Origin of the sequence: Mycobacterium riyadhense (assembly GCF_963853645.1) — a bacterium.
In the GTDB taxonomy this organism is placed as follows: domain Bacteria; phylum Actinomycetota; class Actinomycetes; order Mycobacteriales; family Mycobacteriaceae; genus Mycobacterium; species Mycobacterium riyadhense.
In genome coordinates this window covers 5,248,872-5,272,838 of sequence record NZ_OY970456.1, presented here as the reverse complement: position 1 = coordinate 5,272,838, position 23,967 = coordinate 5,248,872, and the positions used below count along the sequence as shown (strand labels likewise).

24 protein-coding genes and 1 pseudogene are annotated in these 23,967 nt (G+C 64.7%); 10 read left to right on the top strand and 15 right to left on the bottom strand.

Features of this window, described 5'->3' with window-relative positions; all coding sequences use genetic code 11:
* The 3 genes from AADZ78_RS23185 to AADZ78_RS23175 are packed head-to-tail and all read right to left on the bottom strand — an operon-like array spanning position 1 to position 2,117.
* Positions 1 to 324 carry a hypothetical protein gene (locus tag AADZ78_RS23185; protein WP_085250646.1) on the bottom strand — a complete coding sequence of 108 codons (324 nt, stop codon included), beginning with the start codon at positions 322 to 324 and terminating at the stop codon, positions 1 to 3.
* The gene (locus AADZ78_RS23180) at positions 308 to 1,588 is read right to left on the bottom strand and encodes an aromatic ring-hydroxylating oxygenase subunit alpha (RefSeq protein WP_085250647.1); all 1,281 of its coding nucleotides are present in this window, start codon (positions 1,586 to 1,588) and stop codon (positions 308 to 310) included. Before AADZ78_RS23180 ends, AADZ78_RS23185 begins: the two co-directional genes overlap by 17 nt.
* A gap of 4 nt (positions 1,589 to 1,592) precedes the next feature.
* Positions 1,593 to 2,117 carry a carboxymuconolactone decarboxylase family protein gene (locus AADZ78_RS23175; RefSeq protein WP_085250648.1) on the bottom strand — a complete coding sequence of 175 codons (525 nt, stop codon included), beginning with the start codon at positions 2,115 to 2,117 and terminating at the stop codon, positions 1,593 to 1,595.
* A 288-nt stretch (positions 2,118 to 2,405) separates the two neighbouring features.
* Between AADZ78_RS23175 and AADZ78_RS23170 the strand changes: the two genes are divergently transcribed.
* Both AADZ78_RS23170 and AADZ78_RS23165 read left to right on the top strand, forming a co-directional pair.
* On the top strand, positions 2,406 to 3,704 hold the full coding sequence (locus AADZ78_RS23170; RefSeq protein WP_085250715.1) for an amidohydrolase family protein: 1,299 nt from the start codon (positions 2,406 to 2,408) through the stop codon (positions 3,702 to 3,704).
* Between the two features lie 119 nt (positions 3,705 to 3,823).
* On the top strand, positions 3,824 to 4,990 hold the full coding sequence (locus AADZ78_RS23165; RefSeq protein ID WP_085250649.1) for an acyl-CoA dehydrogenase family protein: 1,167 nt from the start codon (positions 3,824 to 3,826) through the stop codon (positions 4,988 to 4,990).
* A gap of 11 nt (positions 4,991 to 5,001) precedes the next feature.
* On the opposite strand, the pseudogene AADZ78_RS23160 reads toward AADZ78_RS23165, so the two are convergent.
* A pseudogene (locus AADZ78_RS23160) lies at positions 5,002 to 5,535 on the bottom strand (PPE family protein); the annotation flags it as partial.
* Positions 5,536 to 5,737: 202 nt separating this feature from the next.
* Between AADZ78_RS23160 and AADZ78_RS23155 the strand changes: the two are divergent.
* The 5 genes from AADZ78_RS23155 (at position 5,738) to AADZ78_RS23135 (ending at position 9,693) form a co-directional block, all read left to right on the top strand.
* Positions 5,738 to 6,895 (top strand): thiolase family protein, encoded by a 1,158-nt coding sequence (locus AADZ78_RS23155; protein ID WP_085250650.1) that lies wholly within the window; start codon positions 5,738 to 5,740, stop codon positions 6,893 to 6,895.
* Positions 6,896 to 6,987: 92 nt separating this feature from the next.
* The gene (locus AADZ78_RS23150) at positions 6,988 to 7,593 is read left to right on the top strand and encodes a TetR/AcrR family transcriptional regulator (protein WP_085250651.1); all 606 of its coding nucleotides are present in this window, start codon (positions 6,988 to 6,990) and stop codon (positions 7,591 to 7,593) included.
* Positions 7,590 to 8,093, top strand: coding sequence for a hypothetical protein (locus AADZ78_RS23145; RefSeq protein ID WP_085250652.1), 504 nt, complete (start codon positions 7,590 to 7,592; stop codon positions 8,091 to 8,093). Before AADZ78_RS23150 ends, AADZ78_RS23145 begins: the two co-directional genes overlap by 4 nt.
* Positions 8,094 to 8,227: 134 nt before the next feature.
* Entirely contained in the window at positions 8,228 to 9,499 is a 1,272-nt protein-coding gene (locus tag AADZ78_RS23140) for a cytochrome P450 (protein ID WP_085250653.1), read from the top strand.
* Positions 9,496 to 9,693: a ferredoxin gene (locus AADZ78_RS23135; protein WP_085250654.1), complete on the top strand. Its 198-nt coding sequence runs from the start codon at positions 9,496 to 9,498 to the stop codon at positions 9,691 to 9,693. Before AADZ78_RS23140 ends, AADZ78_RS23135 begins: the two co-directional genes overlap by 4 nt.
* Here the strand turns inward: AADZ78_RS23135 and AADZ78_RS23130 are convergent.
* Complete coding sequence (locus tag AADZ78_RS23130) at positions 9,690 to 11,339, bottom strand: PE family protein (protein ID WP_085250655.1); 1,650 nt, start codon at positions 11,337 to 11,339, stop codon at positions 9,690 to 9,692. The genes AADZ78_RS23135 and AADZ78_RS23130 overlap by 4 nt on opposite strands.
* A 364-nt stretch (positions 11,340 to 11,703) precedes the next feature.
* Here AADZ78_RS23130 and AADZ78_RS23125 point away from each other — a divergent pair, with 364 nt between their 5' ends.
* Both AADZ78_RS23125 and AADZ78_RS23120 read left to right on the top strand, forming a co-directional pair.
* Complete coding sequence (locus tag AADZ78_RS23125; RefSeq protein WP_085250656.1) at positions 11,704 to 11,958, top strand: type II toxin-antitoxin system Phd/YefM family antitoxin; 255 nt, start codon at positions 11,704 to 11,706, stop codon at positions 11,956 to 11,958.
* A complete protein-coding gene (locus AADZ78_RS23120; protein WP_085250657.1) occupies positions 11,955 to 12,401 on the top strand; it encodes a type II toxin-antitoxin system VapC family toxin in 447 nt (148 codons plus the stop codon). The genes AADZ78_RS23125 and AADZ78_RS23120 overlap by 4 nt, the downstream gene beginning before the upstream one ends.
* Positions 12,402 to 12,609: 208 nt before the next feature.
* Here the strand turns inward: AADZ78_RS23120 and AADZ78_RS23115 are convergent, their stop codons facing one another.
* The 5 genes from AADZ78_RS23115 to AADZ78_RS23095 all read right to left on the bottom strand — a co-directional run bounded on the left by AADZ78_RS23115 (position 12,610) and on the right by AADZ78_RS23095 (position 18,147).
* Positions 12,610 to 13,815, bottom strand: a complete 1,206-nt coding sequence (locus tag AADZ78_RS23115; protein WP_085250658.1) for a cytochrome P450 — start codon at positions 13,813 to 13,815, stop codon at positions 12,610 to 12,612.
* A gap of 103 nt (positions 13,816 to 13,918) precedes the next feature.
* On the bottom strand, positions 13,919 to 14,806 hold the full coding sequence (locus tag AADZ78_RS23110; protein ID WP_085250659.1) for an alpha/beta fold hydrolase: 888 nt from the start codon (positions 14,804 to 14,806) through the stop codon (positions 13,919 to 13,921).
* A complete protein-coding gene (locus AADZ78_RS23105) occupies positions 14,803 to 16,458 on the bottom strand; it encodes a thiolase C-terminal domain-containing protein (RefSeq protein WP_085250660.1) in 1,656 nt (551 codons plus the stop codon). The genes AADZ78_RS23110 and AADZ78_RS23105 overlap by 4 nt, the downstream gene beginning before the upstream one ends.
* Positions 16,459 to 16,552: 94 nt before the next feature.
* Positions 16,553 to 16,855, bottom strand: a complete 303-nt coding sequence (locus tag AADZ78_RS23100) for a ferredoxin (RefSeq protein ID WP_085250661.1) — start codon at positions 16,853 to 16,855, stop codon at positions 16,553 to 16,555.
* Positions 16,852 to 18,147, bottom strand: coding sequence for an NADH-ubiquinone oxidoreductase-F iron-sulfur binding region domain-containing protein (locus AADZ78_RS23095; protein WP_085250662.1), 1,296 nt, complete (start codon positions 18,145 to 18,147; stop codon positions 16,852 to 16,854). The genes AADZ78_RS23100 and AADZ78_RS23095 overlap by 4 nt, the downstream gene beginning before the upstream one ends.
* A gap of 37 nt (positions 18,148 to 18,184) precedes the next feature.
* On the opposite strand from AADZ78_RS23095, the gene AADZ78_RS23090 reads away from it, so the two are divergent.
* On the top strand, positions 18,185 to 18,640 hold the full coding sequence (locus tag AADZ78_RS23090) for a hypothetical protein (protein ID WP_085250663.1): 456 nt from the start codon (positions 18,185 to 18,187) through the stop codon (positions 18,638 to 18,640).
* 5 nt (positions 18,641 to 18,645) lie between these two features.
* Here the strand turns inward: AADZ78_RS23090 and AADZ78_RS23085 are convergent, their stop codons facing one another.
* The 5 genes from AADZ78_RS23085 to AADZ78_RS23065 form a co-directional block, all read right to left on the bottom strand.
* On the bottom strand, positions 18,646 to 19,515 hold the full coding sequence (locus tag AADZ78_RS23085; RefSeq protein WP_085250664.1) for an alpha/beta fold hydrolase: 870 nt from the start codon (positions 19,513 to 19,515) through the stop codon (positions 18,646 to 18,648).
* Positions 19,512 to 19,904: a Rieske (2Fe-2S) protein gene (locus tag AADZ78_RS23080; RefSeq protein ID WP_085250665.1), complete on the bottom strand. Its 393-nt coding sequence runs from the start codon at positions 19,902 to 19,904 to the stop codon at positions 19,512 to 19,514. The genes AADZ78_RS23085 and AADZ78_RS23080 overlap by 4 nt, the downstream gene beginning before the upstream one ends.
* Positions 19,905 to 21,050 carry an amidohydrolase family protein gene (locus AADZ78_RS23075; protein ID WP_085250666.1) on the bottom strand — a complete coding sequence of 382 codons (1,146 nt, stop codon included), beginning with the start codon at positions 21,048 to 21,050 and terminating at the stop codon, positions 19,905 to 19,907.
* A 33-nt stretch (positions 21,051 to 21,083) separates the two neighbouring features.
* Positions 21,084 to 22,175: an amidohydrolase family protein gene (locus tag AADZ78_RS23070; RefSeq protein WP_085250717.1), complete on the bottom strand. Its 1,092-nt coding sequence runs from the start codon at positions 22,173 to 22,175 to the stop codon at positions 21,084 to 21,086.
* A 349-nt stretch (positions 22,176 to 22,524) separates the two neighbouring features.
* Positions 22,525 to 23,421: an aminoglycoside phosphotransferase family protein gene (locus AADZ78_RS23065; RefSeq protein ID WP_085250718.1), complete on the bottom strand. Its 897-nt coding sequence runs from the start codon at positions 23,419 to 23,421 to the stop codon at positions 22,525 to 22,527.
* Between the last annotated feature and the right edge of the window lie 546 nt (positions 23,422 to 23,967).

Genomic DNA, 23,967 nt, shown 5'->3' with positions numbered 1-23,967 from the left:
TTAGATCACCGGCTCTTTGATCAGCTCCAGCCAGGCCGCCCCGCTGTCGGGGACTCGCGGCTGTTTCCAGGCCTCCACCGGAAACGACACCATGATCAGTGATTGCATCATGTGCATTAGGGTCTGTGCGTCGTCGGGCAGATCGTCAAGCGGGTACTTTTCGCAGTAGGCGATTACGTCGTTCATGCGGGGGAATGCCGCGTCGTAGAACGCCTGCATGTCGCTCATCGTCGAGGCCAACCGCTTGGCGTAGCGCTCGGGTTCGGTAGCCAGATCCCAATCCAGAAACGGTTCCAGATCGGCGAATTCAGCGGGCAGCGTCATTCTTCTGGTACTCCTTGACGTAATCCCCGGTCACCTTGTGTAGATGGCGAAGCAGTATTTCCTGATCGCACAGTGGAAAATCTCTTACCACCCGGGTGCCAATCATGGTCTGGGTCGCTTCCAGGGTGTTGGCATCCTGTAGCGCGTACTCCTTGAACGTCACCGCGGCCAATTCCTGGGCCAACCGTTCGCGCGCGTTTCTCGGCGGGACGAAATACAGTGTGGTTTCGAAGATGTGCTTGTCGACGGCGGTCGGCCAATAGTGATAGGTCAGGTACCAGCCGGGCGCCCAGATCAGCAACATGAAATTCGGAAAGAAGTGCCACGAATCGATGCCCCACTGCTTGGCTTTCGCCGGGTTGACACCCGGTGGCAGCGTTTCGAGCTTCTCGATGACCTCTGGCCGGTCCCACGGCCCGAATAGTCCGCTGCGCAGGACACGGTCCATCGGCTTCACCATATTGAGGTCCGGCGGCGGGGATTGGCCGCCCCAGGTGGAGATCATCCCGTGGGGGCTCGCCAGCTCGTAGTACAGTGCCTCGAAACCGTGCTTCTGGATCTTGGCGGCTTCCGCTGCGGTGTATTGCTTTTGGTGTAGCACCGGGGCGTGGTAGAACTCGGCGAACGCGTCAATGAACAACTTCCAATTGCTGCCCACCTCGGCCTTGTAGGAGTAGACCTCGGTCATTTCGTGGAACGGATAGCCTTCGATGCCCTTGGCCAGTGGTCCCAGGTAATCCGCGAGTGGCTTTGCGCTTTGGTCGAGGTTGACGAAGATGAACCCTTCCCACACCTCGCAGCGCACCGGTATCAAGCCATAGTCGCGCTTGTCGACGTTGAAGAACTCATCCTCCTGTTGGATGAAGGTCAAATCGCCGTCGAGGCTGTACCGCCAGGCGTGGTACTTGCACGTAAACTGCCGGCAGGTCCCTGACGTTTCTTCGTGCGGGTAATCGTTCCACACCAGTTTGTTTCCGCGGTGTCGGCAGACGTTGTGGTACGCCTTGACCGACCCGTCCTTGGTCTTGACGATGATGACGGACATGCCCTTGCCGGCCGACGGCAGCTCCTTGGTGAAATAGCTGCCGGTGCGCGGCAGTCGCTCGACACGACCGAGATTGAGCCACGTCCGCTTGAAGATCGCCTCGCGCTCGGCATCGAAGAAAGCCGGATCAACCGAGTCGGTGTAATCCACTGGCGCAGTGCCTAATTCGGGGTAATTCTGCGTCCAGCTTCCCGCAGCCGGTTTGGCAAAGTGTGGCACGGATCTACCCTTCTACCTCGACACCAAAAGTGTTGAAGGCCATGGCCAGTAGCGCGTAACAGCCGACCGTGAACACGTAGTCCATGCGCTGGCGTTCGTCGAGGCGCCTACCAAGAGCGGCCCAGGTCTCGTCGGACAACTCGGATTTCGCGTCGAGTTCGTCGACCCCGGCAAGCACCGCGCGTTCGAACTCGTCGGCGGCGTCACCGCGCCGAACCGCGGCGATCTCGTCGTCGCCTAATCCGGCGTCCTTGGCCAGGGAGACGTGATGCGTCCATTCGTAGACACAGTCGCGACGATGCGCGATGCGCAGGATGGCGAGCTCGCGAACACGTGGCGACAGCGTGGAGCTGAACAAGAGGTGGATGTTGAACCCGAGAAAGGCCTTGGCCAGCGCGGGGTGGTGGACGAATGTCGACAGCGCGTTACCGGCGTCTCGCGGGTTGCGGCGCTCCACGGGCAGCATGCCGGCCAGCGACCGTTGGACAACCTCGTCCCATTGGTCGGCGGGCAACGGCGGCAGGCGCATCCGGGACTCCCCTCTCAAAAGAGAGAATCAGATTCTCATTTACAACCAATAGACTTGCACGATTCGGTCTCGTGGTCAATGCTGACGCGTTCGGAACCGTTGAGCTGGCCGTGGCACTGCGGCGACGGCTGGGCTGACAACGCTCCGAAGCGGGCAATTTGCCTAGTCGTTGCACACGCGCCGATCTGCGTCCGCCGCACGGATGTTGATTCTCACTTCGCGAGAAGATAGTTTTCAATTTGGGGGGCTTGGCGCATGCGGCTGGATCAGATTGGGAAGGAACCGGCAATGAACAAAGAGGACATGATCCTGATCAGCGTCGACGACCACACCGTCGAGCCGCCAAACATGTTCAAGAATCACCTGTCGTCGAAGTACCTGGACGATGCGCCGCGGCTGGTGCACAATCCCGACGGCTCCGACATGTGGAAGTTCCGTGACACTGTCATTCCGAACGTGGCGCTCAATGCGGTCGCTGGCCGTCCCAAGGAGGAGTATGGCATCGAGCCCACGGGTCTGGACGAGATCCGGCCGGGTTGCTACAACGTCGACGAGCGCATCAAGGACATGAACGCCGGCGGCATCCTGGCCTCGATTTGCTTCCCGTCGTTTCCCGGCTTCGCCGGGCGGCTCTTCGCCACCGACGATCCCGATTTCTCGGTGGCTCTGGTGCGGGCGTACAACGACTGGCACATCGAAGAATGGTGCGGCGCGTATCCCGCGCGCTTCATCCCGATGGCAATACCGGTGATCTGGGACGCCGAGGCGTGCGCCGCCGAGGTGCGGCGAGTCGCCAAGAAGGGTGTGCATGCGCTGACCTTCACCGAGAACCCGGCCGCGATGGGATACCCCAGCTTCCACAACGAGTACTGGAACCCGCTGTGGAAAGCGTTGTGCGACACCAACACCGTGATGAACATCCACATCGGATCCTCGGGCCGGCTCGCGATCACCGCGCCGGATGCGCCGATGGACGTGATGATCACACTGCAGCCGATGAACATCGTGCAGGCCGCCGCCGACCTGCTCTGGTCGCGGCCGATCAAGGAGTACCCCGACCTCAAGATCGCCTTGTCGGAGGGCGGCACCGGGTGGATCCCCTACTTTCTGGAGCGCGCGGACCGTACCTACGAGATGCACTCGACGTGGACGCACCAGAACTTCGGCAACAAGCTGCCGTCCGACGTGTTCCGCGACCATTTCCTGACCTGCTTCATCAGCGACAAGGTGGGCGTGGCGCTACGCAACATGATTGGCATCGACAACATCTGTTGGGAGGCCGACTACCCGCACAGCGACTCCATGTGGCCGGGCGCACCCGAGGAGCTGTGGGACGTTCTGTCGCTGAACAACGTGCCCGAGGATGAGATCAAGAAGATGACTCACCAGAACGCGATGCGCTGGTATTCCTTCGACCCGTTCACCCACATCACACCCGAGCAGGCGACGGTCGGCGCGCTGCGCAAGGCGGCGGAGGGGCACGACGTGTCCATTCGGGCACTGAGCCACCACAAGGGCGAGCGGGCGGGTTCGTCGTTCGCGGAGTTTGCGGCCAGCGCGAAAGAGCTCACCGGCAACCAGGACTGAGGCGCACCAATGGTGGCGAGCTGGGGGCACCTCCCGCTCGCGGGGGAACGCAAAAGTCCCCGAAATTGCCCAATTTCGGGGACTTTTGCGTCTGCTCGCGCTCAAAAAAGGTGCGTGGCATGAATTTCGAGCTCACTGAGGATCAGGAGTTGATTCGCCGGTCGGTCGCGGAGTTGGCGCGTAAGTTCGACGATCACTATTGGATGGAAAAGGATCAGGCGCACGAGTTTCCGACCGAGTTCTACCGGGCCATAGCCGACGGCGGCTGGCTGGGGATGACGATCCCGACTCAGTACGGCGGCCATGGCCTGGGCATCACCGAAGCAACGATCCTGCTCGAGGAGGTTGCCAAATCCGGCGGCGCCATGAATGCCGCCAGCTCGATTCACCTGTCTATCTTCGGTATGCAACCCGTGGTGGTGCACGGCTCCGACGAACTCAAGGCGCGCACGTTGCCCCGTGTCGCCACCGGCGAAGTGCATGTCTGCTTCGGCGTGACCGAACCCGGTGCCGGGCTTGACACATCACGCATCTCCACATTCGCCAAACGCGACGGCGATCGCTACATCGTCAACGGCCGCAAGGTGTGGATCTCCAAAGCGATGGAGTCCGACAAGATCCTGCTGCTAACACGCACAAAGAGCTATGACGAGGTCACCAAAAAGACCGACGGGATGACGCTGTTCCTAACCGACCTCGACCGCAGCCGGGTCGACATCCGCCCGATTCCCAAGATGGGACGCCACGCCGTCAGCTCCAACGAGCTGTTCATCGACAACTTGGCGATCCCCGTCGAGGACCGAATTGGCGAAGAAGGCAAGGGGTTTCAGTACATCCTCGACGGACTGAACCCGGAGCGGATGCTGATCGCGGCCGAAGCGTTAGGGATCGGCAGGGTCGCACTCGACAAAGCGGTGAAGTACGGCAACGAACGCGAGGTTTTCGGCCGGCCGATCGGCATGAACCAGGGCATCCAGTTCCCGCTGGCCGACGCGCTGGCCAGGCTGGACGCCGCCGAGCTGATGCTCCGCAAAGCCACCTGGCTCTACGACAACGGCAAACCCTGTGGGCGCGAAGCGAATACCGCCAAATACCTGTGCGCCGATGCCGGCTTTGCCGCCGCGGACCGGGCTTTGCAAACCCACGGCGGCATGGGCTACGCGGAGGAATATCACGTCGCCCGCTACTTCCGCGAGGCCCGGCTGATGAAGATTGCGCCGATCAGCCAGGAGATGATCCTGAATTTCCTTGGTGTACACGCGCTCAAGTTGCCTAAAAGTTACTGAGCGCTATTCGCCAGTCGCGGCAAGATCTCCATCCCCTGCCGCCAGGACGGCAACTGGGCGGCCACCGTCGAAGCCCCCGAGTGATATCCGACCATCGCCGCCACATCCGCGGCCCACATCTCCTCGTAGACGCCCTCGGTAGCCGCGATCGCGGGCGCGTTCTGTCCAAAGAAGTTCGACAACACCAGCTGCACAAGCACATTGCGGTTGGCGGTCACCGCTGCGGGATGAACGGTTGCCGCTCGCGCGGCTTCAAAAGCACTAGCCACCGTCCTGGCCTGAGTCGAGGCCGTCGCGGCCCGCGCCGCGGCCGCACTCAACCACCCCACGTATGGAGCCGCGGCGGCGGTCATCGCCGACGCCGCCGGACCCTGCCACGCCTGACCCGTCAACCCCGAGGTAAGCGACGCGAAGGACTCCGCCGCGGAACCCAACTGCGCGGCCACACCATCCCAGGCCGCTGACGCTTGCAACATCGGCGCCGAACCGACACCGGCAAACATCCGCCAAGAATTGACCTCGGGCGGCAACACCGAAAAGTTCATCCCAAACATCCCCCGTCCCTTGTCTAGCGGTGATCAGGAGGTACCCAATTGCGGCCGCGCTTAAGCACAAGACGCGGGGGGAATCTGCGCCGCCCGCCGAAGTCGGATTGCCCCCGATTCACATGTCGCCTTCACCGCGCAGCTGGGGTCGTCGTTTACTGGTCGGTGGGCCGTATCGAGATTGGATTGATCGGAGTAGACCGTGCGAGAAACAGTCATCGTCGAGGCCGTGCGTACCCCGGTCGGCAGGCGCAACGGCGGATTGTCCGGAATGCATGCGGCCGACCTGTCCGCGGTGGTCCTGAACGAACTCCTGGAACGCACCGGCATCAAGCCTGAGGTGATCGACGACGTGATCTGGGGATGTGTGTCCCAGGTCGGTGACCAGTCCAGCAACATCGGCCGCTACGCGGTCCTGGCTGCGGGCTGGCCGGAGAGCATCCCCGGAACCACGGTCAACCGGGCGTGCGGTTCCAGCCAGCAGGCTCTCGACTTTGCAGTGCAAGCGGTGATGTCGGGCCAACAAGACGTCGTGGTGGCCGGTGGCGTCGAAGTCATGAGCCGCGTTCCGCTAGGTGCGGCCAGGGCGACCGGGATGCCCTATGGGCCGAAAGTCCTTGCCCGCTATGGCGATTTCTCGTTCAACCAGGGGCTGTCGGCTGAGATGATCGCCAAGAAGTGGGGGTTCTCCCGCGGCCAGCTTGACGAATACTCCGTCTTGTCGCATGAGCGGGCCGCCGCGGCCCAGGACAGCGGGGTCTTCACCGGCCAGATCGTGCCGGTTTTTCCGGACGAAGGGGCCGACGGTCCCGTCGTGCTCGCCGACGAGGGGGTGCGGCGCGGGACCAGCGTCGAGAAACTGGCAGCCCTCAAGCCGGCATTCGTCGACGACGGTGTCATCCACGCCGGCAACTCCTCGCAGATCTCCGACGGCGCTGCCGCGCTGCTGGTGACCACGTCGGCGATGGCGCTGGAGCTGGGGTTGACGCCGATAGTGCGCTACCGAGCGGGTGCGGTGACCGGGGCCGACCCGGTGCTCATGCTCACCGGTCCGATTCCGGCGACCGAGAAGGTGCTGCGCAAGTCTGGTGTGTCGTTATCGGAGGTTGGCATCTTTGAGGTGAACGAGGCGTTCGCACCGGTGCCGCTGGCATGGCTCGCGGAAACCGGCGCCGATCCGGGTCGGCTCAACCCCTTGGGCGGAGCCATCGCGCTGGGCCACCCGCTGGGCGCGTCCGGCGCGGTGTTGATGACGCGAATGGTGCATCACATGCGCGACAACGGGATTCGCTACGGGCTGCAGACCATGTGCGAGGGCGGCGGCACGGCCAACGCCACGCTGGTAGAACTCGTCGCTTAACGGAGTGCGCACGTCGCCTATTGTCAGCGCGGGCAAACTAACCTACTGTATGTTCAGTAGGTTGTCTCGTGAGACGGGTTTTGAGGAGTGCGGTGCCCGAAGCACGGCTGTACGACACCCTTCTCGCCAAGGGGGAGGACCGCAGACAACGGATCCTTGAGGTCGCGCAGCGACTGTTGTCGCGCAACGGCTGGCGCAATACGACGCTGGCCCAAATTGCTCGGGAAGCCGGGGTCAGTTCCGCGGGACTGTTGCATCATTTCGCATCCAAGGAGCAGTTGCTGCACGCGGTGCTGGACGCGCGTGACCGCGATGATGACGCGCACGCCGACCGTGGCGGCGATCTTCTTGGTGAGATCGCCCAGGTCGCCGATCGCTTCAATCGGGAACCCGAACTGGTGGGCACGTTCACGGTGCTGCTCGTGGAGAACATCCACCCTGACGCCCCGCTGCATGACCGGCTGGTCGCCCGGCAGCGGGATGCGACCGACATCGTCGCCGATGCCATCCGCCGCGGCCAGACGGACGGCCGGTATCGCGCCGATCTAAACCCCGCCGTCAAGGCAGTGGAAATTCTCGCCTTCATCCACGGAATGGAAATGACATGGCTGCTCGATCCTTCGATACCGCTGACCGAGACGTTCAAGGAGTACGCCGAGGCACTGGCGCGCGACTTTTCCCCGTCGAGCACGACATGAGATACCGACTCGACGTCGTCGCACCCAGCGTCGCCGACGTGGTGCAGTTCGCCGGCGGGTGGCTCTTCGACCGGGCTATGGCGGGATGGGATGTCACCGTTTTGGTTGCTGACCCCGCTGACGACCGGCCGCTGCAGATCCTCGGGGTGCAGACGCTCGACCTCGAAGACGCTTTGGCCTCGGTGAGTACTCGCCCCCGCCCACAGGCCCTGGCGGCTGCGGCGGATCTTGTCGGATGCGACTCGCGGGTGCGGCGCGGGGTGCTGGGGGCTCTCAATCATGGCGTCACCGAAGTCACGCTTTGGGGCCAAACCTGGCCGGCCGAGCTGGATGACAGCGTCGGCCAGGTAGCCCATCAGCTGAGCATGGCCGCCCGCACGTTCAAGGCGCAGGCGATGGCGGCGGCTGCGCTGCCCCAGACGTCGATCGGCCTGACCGAAATCTTCCGCAGCGGGCTGATGGCTTGCCCGTCGGTCGCGGCGGATTTGGTGCCCGCCTAACCTGCCTCGACTGTGCATCTCGCGACGCCTTGGCGGCGCGTCGCGTCGGTGGTTTCACTCTCAGCGTCGGGCCGACATTGCGGTTGGCGCCCTCCTGTGGAAATGTCATACTCATCTGTGAGAGGGAGGTTCTCATGCGCGATTTCAGGGAGATGGACTTCTTTCGCGATCACCGGCTTGTCGAGGACCCGTACCCCTACTACGAGGCGCTGCGCCGGCAGTGCCCAGTCACCCGCGAGAACCACCACGGCGTCACCATGGTCACCGGCTGGAACGAGGCCGTCGGCATCTTGAACGACGCCGAAACATTCTCCTCGTGCATCTCGGTGACCGGCCCGTTTCCCGGCTTTCCGGTACCGCTCGAAGGTGACGACGTATCCGAACTCATCGAACGACACCGCGACGAGCTGCCCTTCAGTGACCAGCTGCCCACCTTGGACCCGCCCACCCACACCAACCATCGCTCCCTGCTGATGCGGCTGATCACCCCGAAGCGCCTCAAGGAGAACGAGGATGCCATGTGGGCGCTCGCCGACCGCGTCCTGGACGGGTTCCTGGCCCCAGGTCATGGTGAATTCATTAAGGGCTTCGCGGGCCCCTTCACGCTGCTGGTCATCGCCGACCTACTGGGCGTGCCGGAAGAGGACCGCGAGACCTTCGTCAACAACATCCGCCGGCACTCCGGCGGCGGCGTCGGGGGTACCGGCAAGGAAGCGCTGGCACACAACCCGCTGGAGTTCCTTTATGGGACCTTCTCCGACTACGTTCGGGACCGGCGCCGTGAACCCCGCGATGACGTGCTCACCGGGCTGGCCACCGCGACCTTCCCCGACGGCTCCATTCCCGACGTCGAAGACGTGGCCCGGGTTGCGTGCAACGTCTTCTCCGCGGGCCAGGAAACGACCGTGCGGCTGTTGGGTGCGGCATTGCAGACCATGGGCGAGCGCCCCGATATTCAGGAGCAGTTACGCAAGGACCGCAGCCTGATTCCGAACTTCATCGAGGAGGCGTTACGCATCGAGAGCCCGGTCAAGGGGGACTTCCGGTTGTCCCGGGTGCCGGTAACCGTCGGTGGAGTCGACTTGCCGGCGGGCACCACGGTGATGGTGCTGCAAGCGGCCGCCAACCGTGATCCGCGCCGGTTCGCCGACCCGACCACCTTTGATCCGGCGCGCAAGAATGCCCGGCAACATCTCTCGTTCGGGCGGGGGATCCACAGCTGTCCCGGAGCGCCGCTGGCACGCGCCGAAACCCGGGTCGCCGTCGAGCGGCTGCTCGATCGGACCTCCGGCATTCGGATCAACGAGCGCGAGCACGGTCCGGCGAATGACCGCCGCTACCAATACGTTCCGACCTACATCCTGCGCGGCCTGACCGAGCTGCACCTGGAGTTCACGCCGGCATGAAGGTCCGGGTTGACGACCAGTGCTGCCGCGGCCACGGCATGTGTCTGACGCTGTGTCCCGAGGTCTTCAGCCTGACCGAGGACGGCTACTCGGTGGCGATAACTTCCGATGTGCCAACGGAATTGGAGGCCGCCGCCCGCGAGGCCATCGAATGCTGTCCCGAGCAGGCGATTAGCGAGAGCTGGGGGGATTAGCCGGGCAGGCCGTCGAGGCCATCCGCACCGGTGGCACCGGGCTGGCCGGGGCCACCGGTAGCGCCGTTCACGCTCCCTGTTCCCCCGGCACCACCGGCACCGGGGGTGCCTCCTGCGGCGCCGATACCCGCTGTGCCGCCCGTGCCCGGAGTCCCCGAGCTGCCGAAAAACCCGCCGGCGCCGCCGGCACCGCCGTTTCCGCCGTTGCCGCCAGCGCCGCCGGCACCGCCATCGCCGCCGGTGCCTCCGTTGCCGCCGGGTCCCTGGTCGCCCCCGCCGTTGCTGCCACCCGCGCCGCCGGTGCCGCCGACGCCGCCCATCGCGCCAGTGCCGCCGTTGCCAGCGTTGCCGCCTGCACCACCAGCGCCGCCATTACCAAAGAGCAATCCGCCGCGACCACCGGCACCGCCGGCACCCCCGGTCCCGCCAGTGCCGCCCCCGGCGCCGACACCGCCCGAGCCGCCGGCCCCGCCTGCGCCACCAAAGTCGGCGACGTCGGCGTCACCGCCGGCGCCGCCCTGGCCACCAGCAGCGCCGATGCCGCCCGTGCCACCAGTGCCGCCGATGCCGCCGTTGCTGCCGTCCCCGCCGGCGCCACCCATGCCGCCGGCGGCGCCAGCGCCTCCTGCCCCCCCGGTGCCGCCGGTGCCCCCAATCGCACCGGCCATGCCCATAGCCGACTCGCCGCCGGTGCCGCCGGTCCCCCCCGTGGCGCCGACGCCGCCGATACCGCCGGCGCCGCCATTGCCCCCCACGGAAGTGCCGTTGCCGCCAGCGCCGCCGTCACCCCCGGGCTGGCCGGTGGTGGAGCTGCTGACACCGTTGGAGCCGGGCCCGCCCGGCCCGCCAACGTCTGTGCCGTTGACGCCGGGGGTGCCGCTGGCCGCCGGGGCGCCCGCGGCGAGGGGGCTGGGGTTGACACCATTGCCGCCGGGCGCGCCTAGGCCGCCGATGCCGCCGGCACCGCCCTGACCGAAGAGTCCGGCGGATCCGCCGTTGCCGCCCATCCCGCCGGTGCCGCCGGGGATGGTGGCATTGCCGCCGTTGCCGCCGGCCCCTCCGGCGCCGTATAGCAGCCCACCGCTGCCGCCGGTGCCGCCGGCCGCGCCCGGCGCGCCTTGTCCACCGTTACCCCCGTTGCCCAGCAGTCCGGCGGTGCCGCCGCTGCCGCCGGTGGGATGCGCGCCGCCGCCGGACCCGCCGTTGCCGCCGTTGCCGATCAACAGTCCGCCGGCCCCGCCGTTTTGCCCGGTTCCGGCCGCCCCATCGGCGCCGTTGCCGATCAGCGGGCGCCCCAGCAGCGCCTGGGTGGGTGCATTGATCGCGCCGAGTATTTGCTGCTCGATGGTCTGCAACGGGGAGGCGTTGGTGGTTTCGGCGGCCGCGTAGGAGCCCGCACCCGCGGTCAGGGCCTGCACAAACCGGGTGTGAAACGCCGCGGCTTGGGCGCTGAGCGCCTGATAGCGCTGGGCGTGCACCCCGAACAGGGCCGCGACCGCCGTCGACACCTCATCGCCGGCGGCGGCCACCAGCGCCGTGGTCGGGGCCGCCGCGGCCGCGTTGGCCGAGCTGATGGTCGAACCAAGGCTCGCGAGATCTGTTGCCGCCGCCACCACCATCTCCGGCGCCGCCACGACATACGACATCACTGCCCCCAAGCGGGTCATCGGCCACTCAGAATGTTGCGCATCGTATCGCGAACCTCGACAACAGTTTCCTTATTTCTGTGATTTTCGGCCGGCCCAACCCGCACCACGCGGCCCGCCAACCCAGTCCAACAATGCTGTTCTAGAGGCGGTTAGGCCGGACGGCGCCGGGTGCGCCTGCGCTGCCGTCGACACCGAAACCGCCGTCGGCACCGGCACCGCGGGCTCCACCACTTGAGAACCCGGTGAGAATGCCTTCCTATACGCAGTTTCGACGACGCAGACGCGGAACTGTGGGCGACGTGATCACTTTGTGGCTACAATGCTCTTGAGGAAAAGGGCCACATCGGAAGGGCGGGCTGGCGTGGAGGTCGGCGTTCGGGAGCTGCGTGACCAGTTGAGCCGACACCTGGCGGAGGTGCGTGAAGGCCGAACCGTAACCGTGACGGATCACGGACGTCCGATAGCGCGCATCGTGCCGGTACAACGGCCGACAAAGCTGGAGCAGCTCCGTGCGGAGGGCCGTATCCAGCGCGCACGAACCCGTAAACAGCCCGCACCCACCCCGTTGGCCATCGGCGGCATCGTCAGCGACCTGGTCGCCGAGCACCGTAGGTGATCGGCTATCTGGATACCTCCGCCTTCGTGCCTTTGCTGATCGACGAGCCAGCCAGCGAGGCGTGCCGGCGGTTCTGGAACGATGCCGATGTGGTTGTGTCGTCGAGGCTGCTCTACGTTGAAACCGCTGCAGCGCTGGCGCAGGCGCGGTGGTTGGGACGTCTCACGGACGGCGATCACTTCCAGGGCCGTCGGCGCCTTGACCAGATGTGGTTTGAAATGGACGCCATAGAGGTCGATGAACAGGTCGTGAGCCGCGCGGCTGATCTGGTGCACCGAGTGTCTCTGCGTGGCTACGACGCTGTGCACTGCGCGTCGGCCGAGCAACTCGATGACGACGATGTTGTTGCCGCGTCGGGAGACCAGCGGCTGCTGACCGCATGGTTGGAACTCGGCATAGCAACCTACGACATCAACCAGAAGGCGACACCAGAGCCGGAGTAGCGGCACCTCACCTTCGCCGACCGGGGACGCGCGGATAGCCCGGTGTCGTGCACGACGGTTCCACGGGTTGCTGCCACCCTGCTCGATGGAATCGACGACTACCGGGAAGCTCCTTGGTGGGCAGGCCGCCACGCAAAGATCTTGAAGGTCTGCATTCGGCGCCGCGGCACCCCGTTGCTTTCGCACAGGTCCCAATCGACGTCGACCTTCATCGCAATACCCGCACCGGTACGTTCTGCCAGCCCGCGACGTTTTGCATGTGCACGCGATTGCAGCCAGCCCAGTCCACCTCGTAGCGCGGCATGAAGTCGAGCAGCTTCTCGAGGGCGATCGCGCTCTCCATGCGCGCCAGCGCGGCACCGAGGCAACTGTGAATCCCGTAGCCAAATCCGAGGTTCAGCGCCTCGTGTCGGTCGCGGTCGATGTCGAAGTTGTCGGGGTCCGTCCAGGCCTCAGGGTCACGGTTGGCCGCGGCGTTGATCAGGAACACCGGCTTCATCGCCGGAATCGTGACGCCGTGCAGCTCGATTTCTTGTGTCGAACAACGAACTTGATATTGGGACGGCGCCTCGTAGCGCAACAATTCTTCGACCGCGGCGGGGATCTTGCTCCGGTCGTCGAGCAGCTTCTGCCACTGCTCCGGAAACCGCGCGAAGACCACCGGCGCGTTGCCGACGAGCTTGGTCACGGTCTCCGCTCCGGCGCCGCCCAATAGGGTTGCAAATCCGGCGATTTCGATGTCATCCAGCTGGGTCTTCCCGCCGTCCTCACGTTCGATCTCGGCGTTGATCAGCTTGGTGAACAGGTCGTCGCGCGGCTCGGCTCGGCGCTGCTGTAGCAGTTCGTAATACAACATCCCGGTTTCGATGTTGGCTTGCATGCCACGCTCGCCGACCTCGACCTGTCCGGGTTCGCGGTGCAGCGACTCGTCGATCAAGTGGCGCACCCGTTGGGCGTGCTCCTCCGGCACGCCCAGCATTGTCGTGATCACCTCGACGGGGAACGGACCGGAGAAATCCTGCACCACATCGAACCGGTCGGGATTGGCCTTGCCGAGGTACTTGTCGATCTTCTCGCCGACCATCTGCTTCTGGGATTGGATGGCGCGTGGTGTGAAGACTCTGTTGAGCAAGCTGCGCATGTGCCGGTGGTCAGGGGGATCCATAAAAATGATCGACCGTTGCTCCGTCGGCTTTCCGGTTCGCACCATCGACAGGTCAATGCCGTAGGCCGACGAAAACTGTTCGAAGTTCTTCAGCCCCGCGGCCACGTCCTCATGGCGGGTCAACGCGTAGAAGTCGTATTCCTCGCTGTAGTAGACCGGCGTCTCCTCCTGCATGCGCCGATACGTATCCCATGCGCCATTGAAGAAGTCTAAAGAAAACGGATCGAATACGACCTTCGGTTTGGTCATTGCGCATCCTCCTCGACGGCGAGCTGAGGGCTGGGATCGACAGTAACGGAATGCCTGACTGTAGTGTCAACGGTAGCGGTTTCGTGGCGAGCGGAAAAGCGCATCAACCGGCCTCCACGTCTTCGGCCGAGGAGCGCCACGCCCTGCATTCGTCGACGAAGGCAAAGACGTTGCGGTGGTAGTCGGCCGCGGTGTGTCCGAGGCTGAGATTGTGGCCGGCGTCTGGTTCCAGGTTGCTGACGAAACGTGTTGTTGCGGAGAACATGTCGGTGATTTCGGCCAGTGCGGTCGCGTCGGCACGATACACGTTGTCGTGCTCACCGACGCTGAAGCGAACCGGGACCCGCACCTCGGGCGCCAACGCCGGAAAGTCCTGGTGCGGCCAGTTCAACGCCACGGCGCGTTCGTAGTGCGGCGCCGTCGAAGAATTCGTGATCCCTCGCGGGATGTCGGCCGGATACAGCCGCATCGGTTCCCACAACAGCTCCCGCACCCCGGGTGGGCGATCCTGCAGGGCGGCCGCTTTCATGACTTCCTTGGCGGCGGGTTGATATCGCCTTCCGGTACCGCCCAATTCGAGGCCGAGTAGGTCCACGCCCCGTGGGCTCGCCGCCATGCGCACTGCCAGCTCGCAGCCGCCCGAATGACCCATCACAAACAACCCGGCCCCCCGCGCCCGCTGGTCGAGGATGCGTTCGACGGCGCCGAACGCAAGATCGACGCGTTGCTCCGGCCGTTGCATCGCCTCCGGGTACGGTGCCGAGCTGCCGTAACCGGGCCGGTCGAGCGCGATGACGGTGAACCCGAGTGTGGCGCCCAACCGCAGCAACGACAACTGCGGATGTCCAGGGCAGTCAAAGTAGACCGCCGTAGTGCCGCCGCCGTGGATGGCCAGGACGACGGCTCGCGGGTCGTCCGCCTCCGCAACCAGGCCCGACATGGGCACGCCGTCGACCATCACCACCCTGGGGCGAACCGCGGGTGGGCTCATGTGTCGGCCCGCAAGAGCAGCACGCCGCTGGGCGTGAGGCCACCGCTGCTGACCACGCCGACCCGGGCATCGGCGACCTGGCGTGCGCCGGCCTCACCGCGCAACTGGCTCACGGCTTCATGCAGCAGACCCATGCCGTGGGTGCGGCCGTGTGAGAGCTGGCCGCCATGGGTATTCAGGGGCAACAGACCGTCGCGGGCAATGTTCTTGCCGCCGTCCAGAAATTCCTTGGCCTCGCCGATCCCGCAGAACCCCAGCGCCTCGATCCAGGACAGGCAGTTCATGGTGAACCCGTCATAGAGCTCGGCGACGTCGACGTCTGCGGGCCGAAGCGAGGTGCGCGTCCACACGTGCGCCGCCTGGCCCAGCACCTGCGGTTCATGCGTGAGAGTGCTTTGGTCCCAATCGATTCGCTCGATGATCTGCGTTCCCACCGCCTCCACCAAGATCGGCGGCTTGGCCAGGTCGCGGGCGGCGTCGACCGCGGAGACGACGACGGCTATGGCGCCGTCGCACGGCACGTCGCAGTCGTAGAGGCCGAAAGGTGTTGTGATGGGCCGCGCGTTCAGATAGTCATCCATGGTCATCGGCGATCGATAGACCGCGGTCGGGTTGAGTTCGGCGTTCGCGCGTTGGTTCAACGCGATCCAGCCCAGCGTCTCTTTCGTCGTGCCGTAACGATGAAAGTGGCGCTGCGCGTTGATCGCCAGGGTGTGCGCGGCGGACGTGGCGCCGAACGGGAACTGCCAGCTGGTGGTGCGCCCCATGCTCGGCGTGATCTTGCCCTGCTTCATCAGCTCGTTGTAGGTGGCTTCCCACAGCGTCCGGAAACACAGCACGTGACGAGCCAGACCGCCGGCGATCGCGAGCATCGCCGCGATCACCGATCCGCCCGGGCCGAAGGTCTCGATGCCGCCGTTGTGCCATGTCGGCCGGATGCCCAGCGCCGCCTCCAGCGCGGTCACGCCGCCCTCGCCGAACCCGGCGAGATTGCCCCCGCCGGGGTAGGTCGACAGGCCGTCGATGTCGGCGAACGACAGCCCGGCATCGGCGATCGCGGCCTCGCACGCCTGCACCGTTAGCGACAGCGGCGGGACCATCAACCGGCGGCCGATCGGTGACATGCCGATACCGCTGAGCGCGACCTTGTCCTCGAATTTCTCCGTGGTCAGCATGGGACGCACATGTTCGCCAAAGCGCTCGGGTGCGATCTCGTCGTCGGGCAGGGGACTGGGCTGGGCATTCGGGATCGACCGAAACAGGGGCAGCCACACGTCTGCGATCTGCTCGAACACCACCTCCATCGGCTGACCGAGTTGGAGCTGCTCGGGATCGCTATCCACGATGTTGGTGGTCAGCCGGACGCGCGGGTCTTCGACGATCGCCACCTGCGCGATGACATACGGCGCCGGCATCCCGGGCAGGCTGAAGCGATGGTTCACGGTGAACCCGGCGAGCGTCGCCTTACCCGAAACGGCCCGGACTCCGATTTCGCGTGACCGGCAGTAGCGGCATACCGGGGCAGGCGGATGAATCAGCGCCTCGCAGGCTTGGCATTCCTGGAACCGCAACTTGCCGTCGGCGCCCGAAGTCCAGAAAAACTCGTTCTCATAGGTGACCAGGGGCAGCGGACGTCCCGGTGCTGCTGACACGTCACCTTCTTTCCGTCGAAACTGCGCTCAGCGCGCGGTCATGTTGGCGAAGTGCGATCTGCGCGCAGACTCGGCGGCGCTAACTGGAGGCCCGTCAACGCGTGAACCCCCACTGCGCTTCGTTCGACTCGGTTTTGACGTTCTCGGCGGGATCTTCGGAGCTGGCGGGGGTGCACGGCTGGGCAGACTGGCGGGGCCGTCGGTCACCCATCTCGGTGATGGCGTGCACCGGGCAGTCCAACAGTGCCCGCATGACCGCGTCTCGGTCCTCGTCCGGCACAGTGCCGTCCCCAACCAGGGACGCGTATCCCCAGTCGTCGAGCGAGAAGTAGCCGGGCGCGTGCTTCGCACACACGCCGAAGCCATCGCACACGGTGCGGTCGAGACGGATCTTCACGGATGCCTCACCGCCTCGGCCTCGTAGGGACGGTTGGCGCGAAATGCGCCATTGAGGCAGTCCACGCACGCGCCGGCGAGATGGCGTGCCACTTCGTCGGGAAACTGGTTGAGCAGGCTCGCGGCGACGTTGGTGGCGGCGTCCAGTGTCGCGCACGCGCCGCGCCCGCGTAACACCACCGACCAGCGGCGCAGCCGGTCGAGATCCTTCGTCGTCGCGACCGAATCGCGAAGCGCCCCAGCAACGGCCGCCATCGCCGCCGTGCCGTTAAAACACGATCCGCACTGCCCGGCGTTTTCGCGGTCGAAGTAGGCCAGCACCGACGCCGCCACCGCAACCGGGCAGTCGTCGGTGATCACCGAGACGGCACCGCAACCCAGCCCGCTGCCGAACCGCCGCATCGTCTCGTGGTCCAATGTGGTATCGAGCACGGTCCGGTTGAGTAAGCCGGCGAAGTAGCCGCCCAGCAGCGCGCCACGCACTTGTTCTGACGAAATACCATGCAGCGCAAGCAGTTCGGTGAACGGCAACCCGTGTGGCAGCTCGTAGAGCCCCGCCGCGCGTCCGGCGCCCGTGATGGTAGCCAGGAACGTACCGGGGGACAGCGCGGTGCCTTGCGAGCGGAACGCCGCGGAGCCGTGGCGCTGTAGGAACGGCAGGTTGGCCAGGGTCTCGACATTGCTCACCAGCGTCGGACGATCGCCGACGCCGGACTCGAAGGGGCGCGGCGGCTTGTCTGTCGGCTTGGCCGGGCCGCCGTTAATTGCGCGAACGGCCGCGGTCTCCTCACCGGCCACATATCCCGGCTCGACGGTCCATAGGTCGATGCCGATGCGGAGGGAGCTGGAGTCCAGCTCGCTCAGCGCGGTTTCGACGCTGCGCGCCGAATCCGGGTCGGACACATAGACGTAGGCGCGCTCGGCGGCCACGATCGCCGCGGCCAAGCGCAGTCCGTCCAGAACCAGGTGCGGCCGATTGCGCAGCAGCCAGCGGTCCTTGATCGAAGCCGGTTCTCCCTCTTCGCCATTGGCGACGACGACGCAGCCGCCGGCGACCCGCCCGTGGTCGCGCACCGAACGCAGCTTGATCGCCAGCGGAAAGCCGGCGCCGCCGCGGCCGAGCAGGCCGCTGGATTCGACTTCGTCAAGCAACTCCTTGGCGCTAGCCAACGGGTGGTAACCACCGAGCGCTCGATATGCCGTGACGTCTTCCCGGCCTTGGCCTTCGCCCAGCAGTCGGGGTTCGCATCCCGGCCACGCGGCGACGGTGAGGAGTGCTGCTGTGGTCTTCATGGCCTAACCCGCGATCTCGGCAGTTAGGCTAGCTGGCATGCGGACTGCGGTGGTGCGCGTCAACGTCGACCCGACCCGTGTGCTCACCCCGGCACAATTACGCGAGGGCATGGCTGCGCTCCTCGGGATCATGGCGGAGACGGGCGCCGAGGTGGTCGAAAGTGACCGTGGCCGCGACGTGCAACTGCTCATCGCGTGTGACGACGTCGCAGCGGCCAAGCAGGCCGCAATTGACTTGTGCAGCAAAGCGTTCAACACCGCCCCGGTGGCCGGCGTGGTCACCTTTGTCAGCCGAGGGACCGACGACGATGCCCGCGGTGTGTTGTCCGCATTTGGGCTTGGTGGCGAGATCGTCCGCGTTCCTGGCGACGAGGGGTTTGACGTCGTCTACGTGACGCTGCGCGAAGCCGACCTCGACCGCGTTCCGGAAAGCCGTATTCACACGGCGCTTGAGGCGTCGCTGAACTGTGAGGTTCACATTCGCACCAGGTAGCCGCATCAGGACCTCAAGAAGTCGAGTATCGCCGGTGCCGCCTGCGCCCAAGTGCCGAACATGTTGAAGTGCTGCACTTTGCCGGCCGCGCGCTCCTCGGCCGCGCGCTCCCACGCGTCCTCGGGCCAGGGCGGGTCGATCAGTGTTGATCCTTTGATCAAGCAGCTCACTTCTAGCGACGTGCGCTTGGGGTGATCCCAGTCGTTCTCGCCGCCGCGGATGATCAGGGTGGGCACCTTGATGCGGTCGAACATTTCGTCCTCGACGCCGGGGATCGTCTGGCCTGGCTTGGGAACGAAGGCGTTCAGCCAGCGCAGCATCACGGCGAGGAATTCGTCGGTGTCGAGGTCGAGAAATCGTTGCTTGTTCGCAGGGTTGTGCTCGATGCGCTCGCGCCATTCGGGCACCTTCAACAGCCCGTCGATCCCCGACCAGCGCACCGCCTGAATGCTCGGCAGCACATAGAACGCGCCGAGCTGGTACATGCCGTAGACGCCGCCGACGATGTTCCAGACCACGAGCTTGGTGACCAGCTCTGGGTAGAGCATGGTGGTCAGCATGGAATCTCTTGCCCCACCAGAGCCGCCGGCGAGGATGCACCGATCGACACCGAGTGCGCGCAACAGTCCGTGCAAAGTTTCGGCGCGCATGTGCGATTCGCTTTGCCCGTAGAACTGCACATCGGACGCGCCGCAATTCGGCCGGTCCCACAGCAGCACGCGATAGCCGCCGTCGACCAGCGCCTCGGCCAGCGGACGCAGGCCGGGGACGTCCTTGCCGAACCGGCCGCCCGGTGTGAGCACGATGAGATCGCCTGATTCGCCGATGATTTCGTAGACGACGTTGCCACCGTGCACCTCAATTGCGGGTGTCATGCCATCACCAGCACGTCTTTACCAATTACCCGCACCGGGTAGGTGCGAATGCTCCACTCCGGCTTGACGGCGGTGGTGCCGGTCGCCAACTCGAAACCCCATTGATGCCATGGGCAGTAGATGTACTCCAGGTCCCGCACCATGACCGCGTCTCCAGGGGCGCTTTCGTCCACGATGGTGCGGCCGCGGGCACGCCCGGAGCACAGCGGGCCGCCCTGGTGCGGACAGTAATTCGCGATCGCGTAAAACGTGCCGTTGACGTTGTAGACGCCGACGCCGTGCCGTCCGATCGGCACCAGTTTGTGTGTGCCGGGCGGGATTTCGTCTACTGTCGCGACGACATGCTCGCGGCCCTGGGCGAGGCGGGGTCGCGTGGTCTCGTTCGGCATTTAGAAAACCCGGGTTTGACCTTCGAGTACCGGAACCGTCTCCGGCAGGTGATAGGTCGCGATGCCGTTGCGGAACATCACCGCTTCTCGCGCCGCTTTGGGAAGGTGCTTGACCAACCACCGCGGGTTATCGAAGGTCCAGTGCGGGTAGTCCGACGAGTAGAGCAGGATCTTGTCGCACTCCATCCACTGCAGCGCGCGAGTCAGCTCGGTCTTGTCTTCCGGGTAGTCCAGCGGCTGCGTGGTGAACTTGATGTGTTCCTTGACGTACTCCGACGGCTTGCGCTTTATCTCGACGCGCGACTTACGCGCCTCGTAGATCGCGTCCATACGCCACATTAGCGGCAGGATCCAGGTGAACGCGTGCTCGACGAACACGATCCGCAGGGTCGGGAACCGGTCGAAAACGCCATCGAAGATCAGGCTCATCACCTGGTTTGCGGCCAGCAGCGAGTACGTCACCATGAAGTCGTGGTTGTAGCTGGGGAAGCCGACCGGCGGTGTCGGCAACATCTCGTAATTGCTGCGCGATAGGTGACAGCTCACGGTGATGTCGTGCTTGGTGGCTGCCGCCCATACCGGGTCGTACTTCGGGTGGCCCCATGATGGCCGCGGCTCGGCCTTGATCAGAACCTGTGCCATATACGGGTGTCCGGCCCACTTTTCAATCTCGCGTGCGGCGCCGTCGGGATCTTCGACGGCCGCGCAGATCGATCCTCGCCAGCGCTGGTGCCAGTTGTTGTGGCTGTCCAGCCAGTGATTGGCCTGCCACTGGTTAAGTGCCGACGAGTACGCCTGGTGCGCTTCGCCCAGACGCGGCGTGCGACCGCCGGGCTCCAGGATTGCTATGTCCGAGCCGGCTTCCATGATCGCCTGGCGGAAGGCCATATCCGGGTCGCTGCCTGGGAATTCGCCGTCGGCTGGGAAGGTATCCACGCGCATCGCGAAGCTGTGCGCGTAGTCGGGGGCGTCGTAGTAGATCAGCTCGCCGACCTTGTGGTCGAGGAAGAACTTGCTACGCCACGGTTCTGGGATGTACTGGGTAATCTCGCCGCGCTTAGGCACCGGATGGACATCTGAGTCGACGCACCGGACGGCTATGCGCTCGGCGGCGGGCACACGTTCCTGTGTGTGGGTCAAGGTCATCGTGATCTCCCTTGTTCACTGTCCATTCTGCGACTAGCCCGTTGCCAGGTCGACTGAAATGTCGATCCCGTAGAGGTTGGCCGCGTTACGCCAGCACACCTTCTCGCGCTGCTCGGTCGACAGCGCTCTGGGCAGTTTGCTGATATCGCCGCACTGCCAGTGCGGATAGCTGGAGCCGAACATGACCATGTCGTCCTTGCCGGTGAAGCCGAACCACTCCCCGGCGAACTCGACGTCGCCGGGACCGTCCATGGCACCCTGCACGAAATACACGTGGCCGGGCAGATAGTCGCTGGGGATGCGCGGCGCCCAGGGCGTCTGTTCCAGGTGTGGCCGCCCGAAAACGTCCATTCGCCAGATGAACGGCGTCACGAAATCCGCTGCGCCGTCGGCCCAGACGAACTTACATGTGGGAAAGCGCTCAAATACTCCTTCGGCAATCATGTTCATGAGGTGGTACAGGTAGTTCAGCGCCATGAAGCTGACGTATTGCTCATACGTCAAGGTGTGCCCGGACGGCGTCGGTGGAAACCCGATGCCTTCACCCGACTCGATGTGTACCGCCACCGGCAGGTTCGCCTCGGCGGCCGCTTCCCACAGCGGCCAGAACTGGGGTTTGCCGTAAAGCTCGCGGGACTGCAGCGGGACGCCGATTTGGACCACCCGCGGATGCTCACGCCACTTCGCGACTTCGCGCAGCGCGCCCGCAATGTCGTCGGGGTTCACTCGGATGGTGCCGCGGAATCGGTCGCCGAGTTCGTCGTGTTCCAGCCAACGCGACACCATCATCTCGTTGTGGGCGGCATGCAGTGCGCTGCCGAGGTGTCGGTCCGGCATGATGCCGCGTCCCATCGGATGCAGGATCGCGACGTCGACGCCGCGCTTCGAAAACAGTTCATTGCCAACGAATTCCGGATCCGAACCGGGGTAGCGGCGGTTTGGTCCCTCGGTGTTCGGCGCGTATTCGCTGCCCGGTGCTCCGTACCAATCCATCTCATAGTCGGGGAAGCCGCGGCTCTTGAACGGCTCCCGCAGGAAGGAGCGCAAGTCTTTGTTGGACGGAAAGAAGATGTGCACGCTGGCGTCGATGACTGGCGTGCGCGTGCCGTCGGCATGTTCGATCACGAGTGCCACCCTCTGGCTCTGGCAGTCACAGCGAGCGTGGCCCGATCAACTAATAGATCACCTGACATTTCCAGCGTCCACCGATCAACGGTAAGCATTTCGGTTAACCATTTGTCCTGCTAGGTGCGGCTATCGCCAGCACCGTCGCAAGTATTGTTCTTCAATAGGTATAATATCATTCTCCTATTCGTCAACCGATGAGCTGATGACTGGTTCGCGACGCCGACCGGCACCTCGAACATCCAGACGCGACAGGCATGATCGGTCGGTCCTGACCAACGTTGGGGTCAAATTGCTCTTGTCTCACGGGTGAGCGGGTAGATCTCGGCATCTGAGAAGCGACGAGGGCTCAGGCGCGCATATCGGTGACGATGCGTTCAAGAGTGCGCCGGCATCCCATGCTCATAGTTGGATTGGTTTCGACGTAGTACCAGACCGCGCCCATCGCCTGCTCGAAGGCCCAGGCTCGGCCGCGCTGCCATTCCGCGTCGTCGCAGCTGAGGTAGTCCCTAAGCAGCTGGCGGCGTCTGGTGTCCAGGAGATGCCAGGCGCTCACCAAATCGAGTGCGGGATCGGCTGCTCGAAGGCCCCCGACATCGAGCACGCCAATAATGTGCCCGCCAGCCGTCAATATGTTCGGGGGAATGAGGTCGCCGTGGTTCATGAGGTCCGGGCTGTCGCCGCGGGGAATGCCGCGCATCTCGGTCCAGATTGCTCGACACGTAGCGACGTCGAGTAACCCTTCACTGCGGGTCAAGCATTCCTGCATCCATTCGTCGTGGGAGAGCAGATCGCCGCCGCGCCCCTTGCCGCCGTAAGCTCGCTCGCGGGTGTCTATAGCCCGCACGGCAGAGATGAAGCTGCCCAAATCGATTGCGAACGTATCGGATTCACGACAATTGTCGGCAGTCGCGGTATCACCGGGAAGCCATGTGTAGATCGACCACGGCAGTAGGTAGCCGACACCAGGTTCACCGATGGCGATCGGTCGCGGCGTGGCGAATGGTGATTGATTGAGTAGTTCCTCCGCCGCAACCGCCTCAAGCTGAAGTCGCTCGCGTGCGGTTGCCACGTCGTCGGGTTCCAGCAAGAAGCGCGCCGCCAACTGATCGCCAACGCGGAAGATCGCGTTTACCGTGCCCGGACTCGGTACAGCTTGAACATGCAGATGCCGCCATTGAGGGAACTGCTCAGCGATCAGCGTGCGAACCGTCAGGATTGGGACGGACAACTGGCCGGGATGCATCTGCACGATCCGCAGCGTTGCACGCGCAGGCCTACCGGACAACTAGATTTCAGGGTCAGGATCCGACAATCTCTCTCCGAGAAGATGTCTCGTTCCTAGAGATTCGGGAGTGACCAGATTCTGTCTCAGTCGGTTGAGCGTAGACGGTGGGCGCCTAGAGGGGGGTTCGCGTACCAGCGGGGTTCGATTACCGGCGGGGCTTTCTGCCGTGTTTCCGCCGCGGGTATCGGCGGCGGTGTATGCCGGTAGGACACGGGAATGTCCGACAAGCGTTCTGGGAGACCTTGGCGTTGATCACCGAGCCACGCGATAGTGTCCGGCCCTCCCGGGTGGGACGAGGACCCGGTCGGCTGGATGCCTTCAAGGTCGAGGAGGTAGTAGTACAGGGCCGGATCGTCGGCGGTGTTCCACGGGCCAGGGTCGATGAGGGATTCTCTGGTGTCACGCACGAGCCCCCAGGTGATGTCTGATGGCGGTGCCGTGTACACGAGAAATATCGTCGAACCTTCAGTCCAGGCGTGCGAGACCAGGAAGGTATAACGGCCG

Coding starts and splice junctions, on each gene's coding strand:
- AADZ78_RS23185 (WP_085250646.1), bottom strand. CDS start 324: ATGACGCTGCCCGCTGAATTCGCCGATCTGGAACCGTTTCTGGATTGG.
- AADZ78_RS23175 (WP_085250648.1), bottom strand. CDS start 2,117: ATGCGCCTGCCGCCGTTGCCCGCCGACCAATGGGACGAGGTTGTCCAA.
- AADZ78_RS23170 (WP_085250715.1), top strand. CDS start 2,406: ATGAACAAAGAGGACATGATCCTGATCAGCGTCGACGACCACACCGTC.
- AADZ78_RS23165 (WP_085250649.1), top strand. CDS start 3,824: ATGAATTTCGAGCTCACTGAGGATCAGGAGTTGATTCGCCGGTCGGTC.
- AADZ78_RS23145 (WP_085250652.1), top strand. CDS start 7,590: ATGAGATACCGACTCGACGTCGTCGCACCCAGCGTCGCCGACGTGGTG.
- AADZ78_RS23140 (WP_085250653.1), top strand. CDS start 8,228: ATGCGCGATTTCAGGGAGATGGACTTCTTTCGCGATCACCGGCTTGTC.
- AADZ78_RS23135 (WP_085250654.1), top strand. CDS start 9,496: ATGAAGGTCCGGGTTGACGACCAGTGCTGCCGCGGCCACGGCATGTGT.
- AADZ78_RS23130 (WP_085250655.1), bottom strand. CDS start 11,339: ATGTCGTATGTCGTGGCGGCGCCGGAGATGGTGGTGGCGGCGGCAACA.
- AADZ78_RS23115 (WP_085250658.1), bottom strand. CDS start 13,815: ATGACCAAACCGAAGGTCGTATTCGATCCGTTTTCTTTAGACTTCTTC.
- AADZ78_RS23110 (WP_085250659.1), bottom strand. CDS start 14,806: ATGAGCCCACCCGCGGTTCGCCCCAGGGTGGTGATGGTCGACGGCGTG.
- AADZ78_RS23095 (WP_085250662.1), bottom strand. CDS start 18,147: ATGAAGACCACAGCAGCACTCCTCACCGTCGCCGCGTGGCCGGGATGC.
- AADZ78_RS23090 (WP_085250663.1), top strand. CDS start 18,185: ATGCGGACTGCGGTGGTGCGCGTCAACGTCGACCCGACCCGTGTGCTC.
- AADZ78_RS23085 (WP_085250664.1), bottom strand. CDS start 19,515: ATGACACCCGCAATTGAGGTGCACGGTGGCAACGTCGTCTACGAAATC.
- AADZ78_RS23080 (WP_085250665.1), bottom strand. CDS start 19,904: ATGCCGAACGAGACCACGCGACCCCGCCTCGCCCAGGGCCGCGAGCAT.
- AADZ78_RS23075 (WP_085250666.1), bottom strand. CDS start 21,050: ATGACCTTGACCCACACACAGGAACGTGTGCCCGCCGCCGAGCGCATA.
- AADZ78_RS23065 (WP_085250718.1), bottom strand. CDS start 23,421: ATGCATCCCGGCCAGTTGTCCGTCCCAATCCTGACGGTTCGCACGCTG.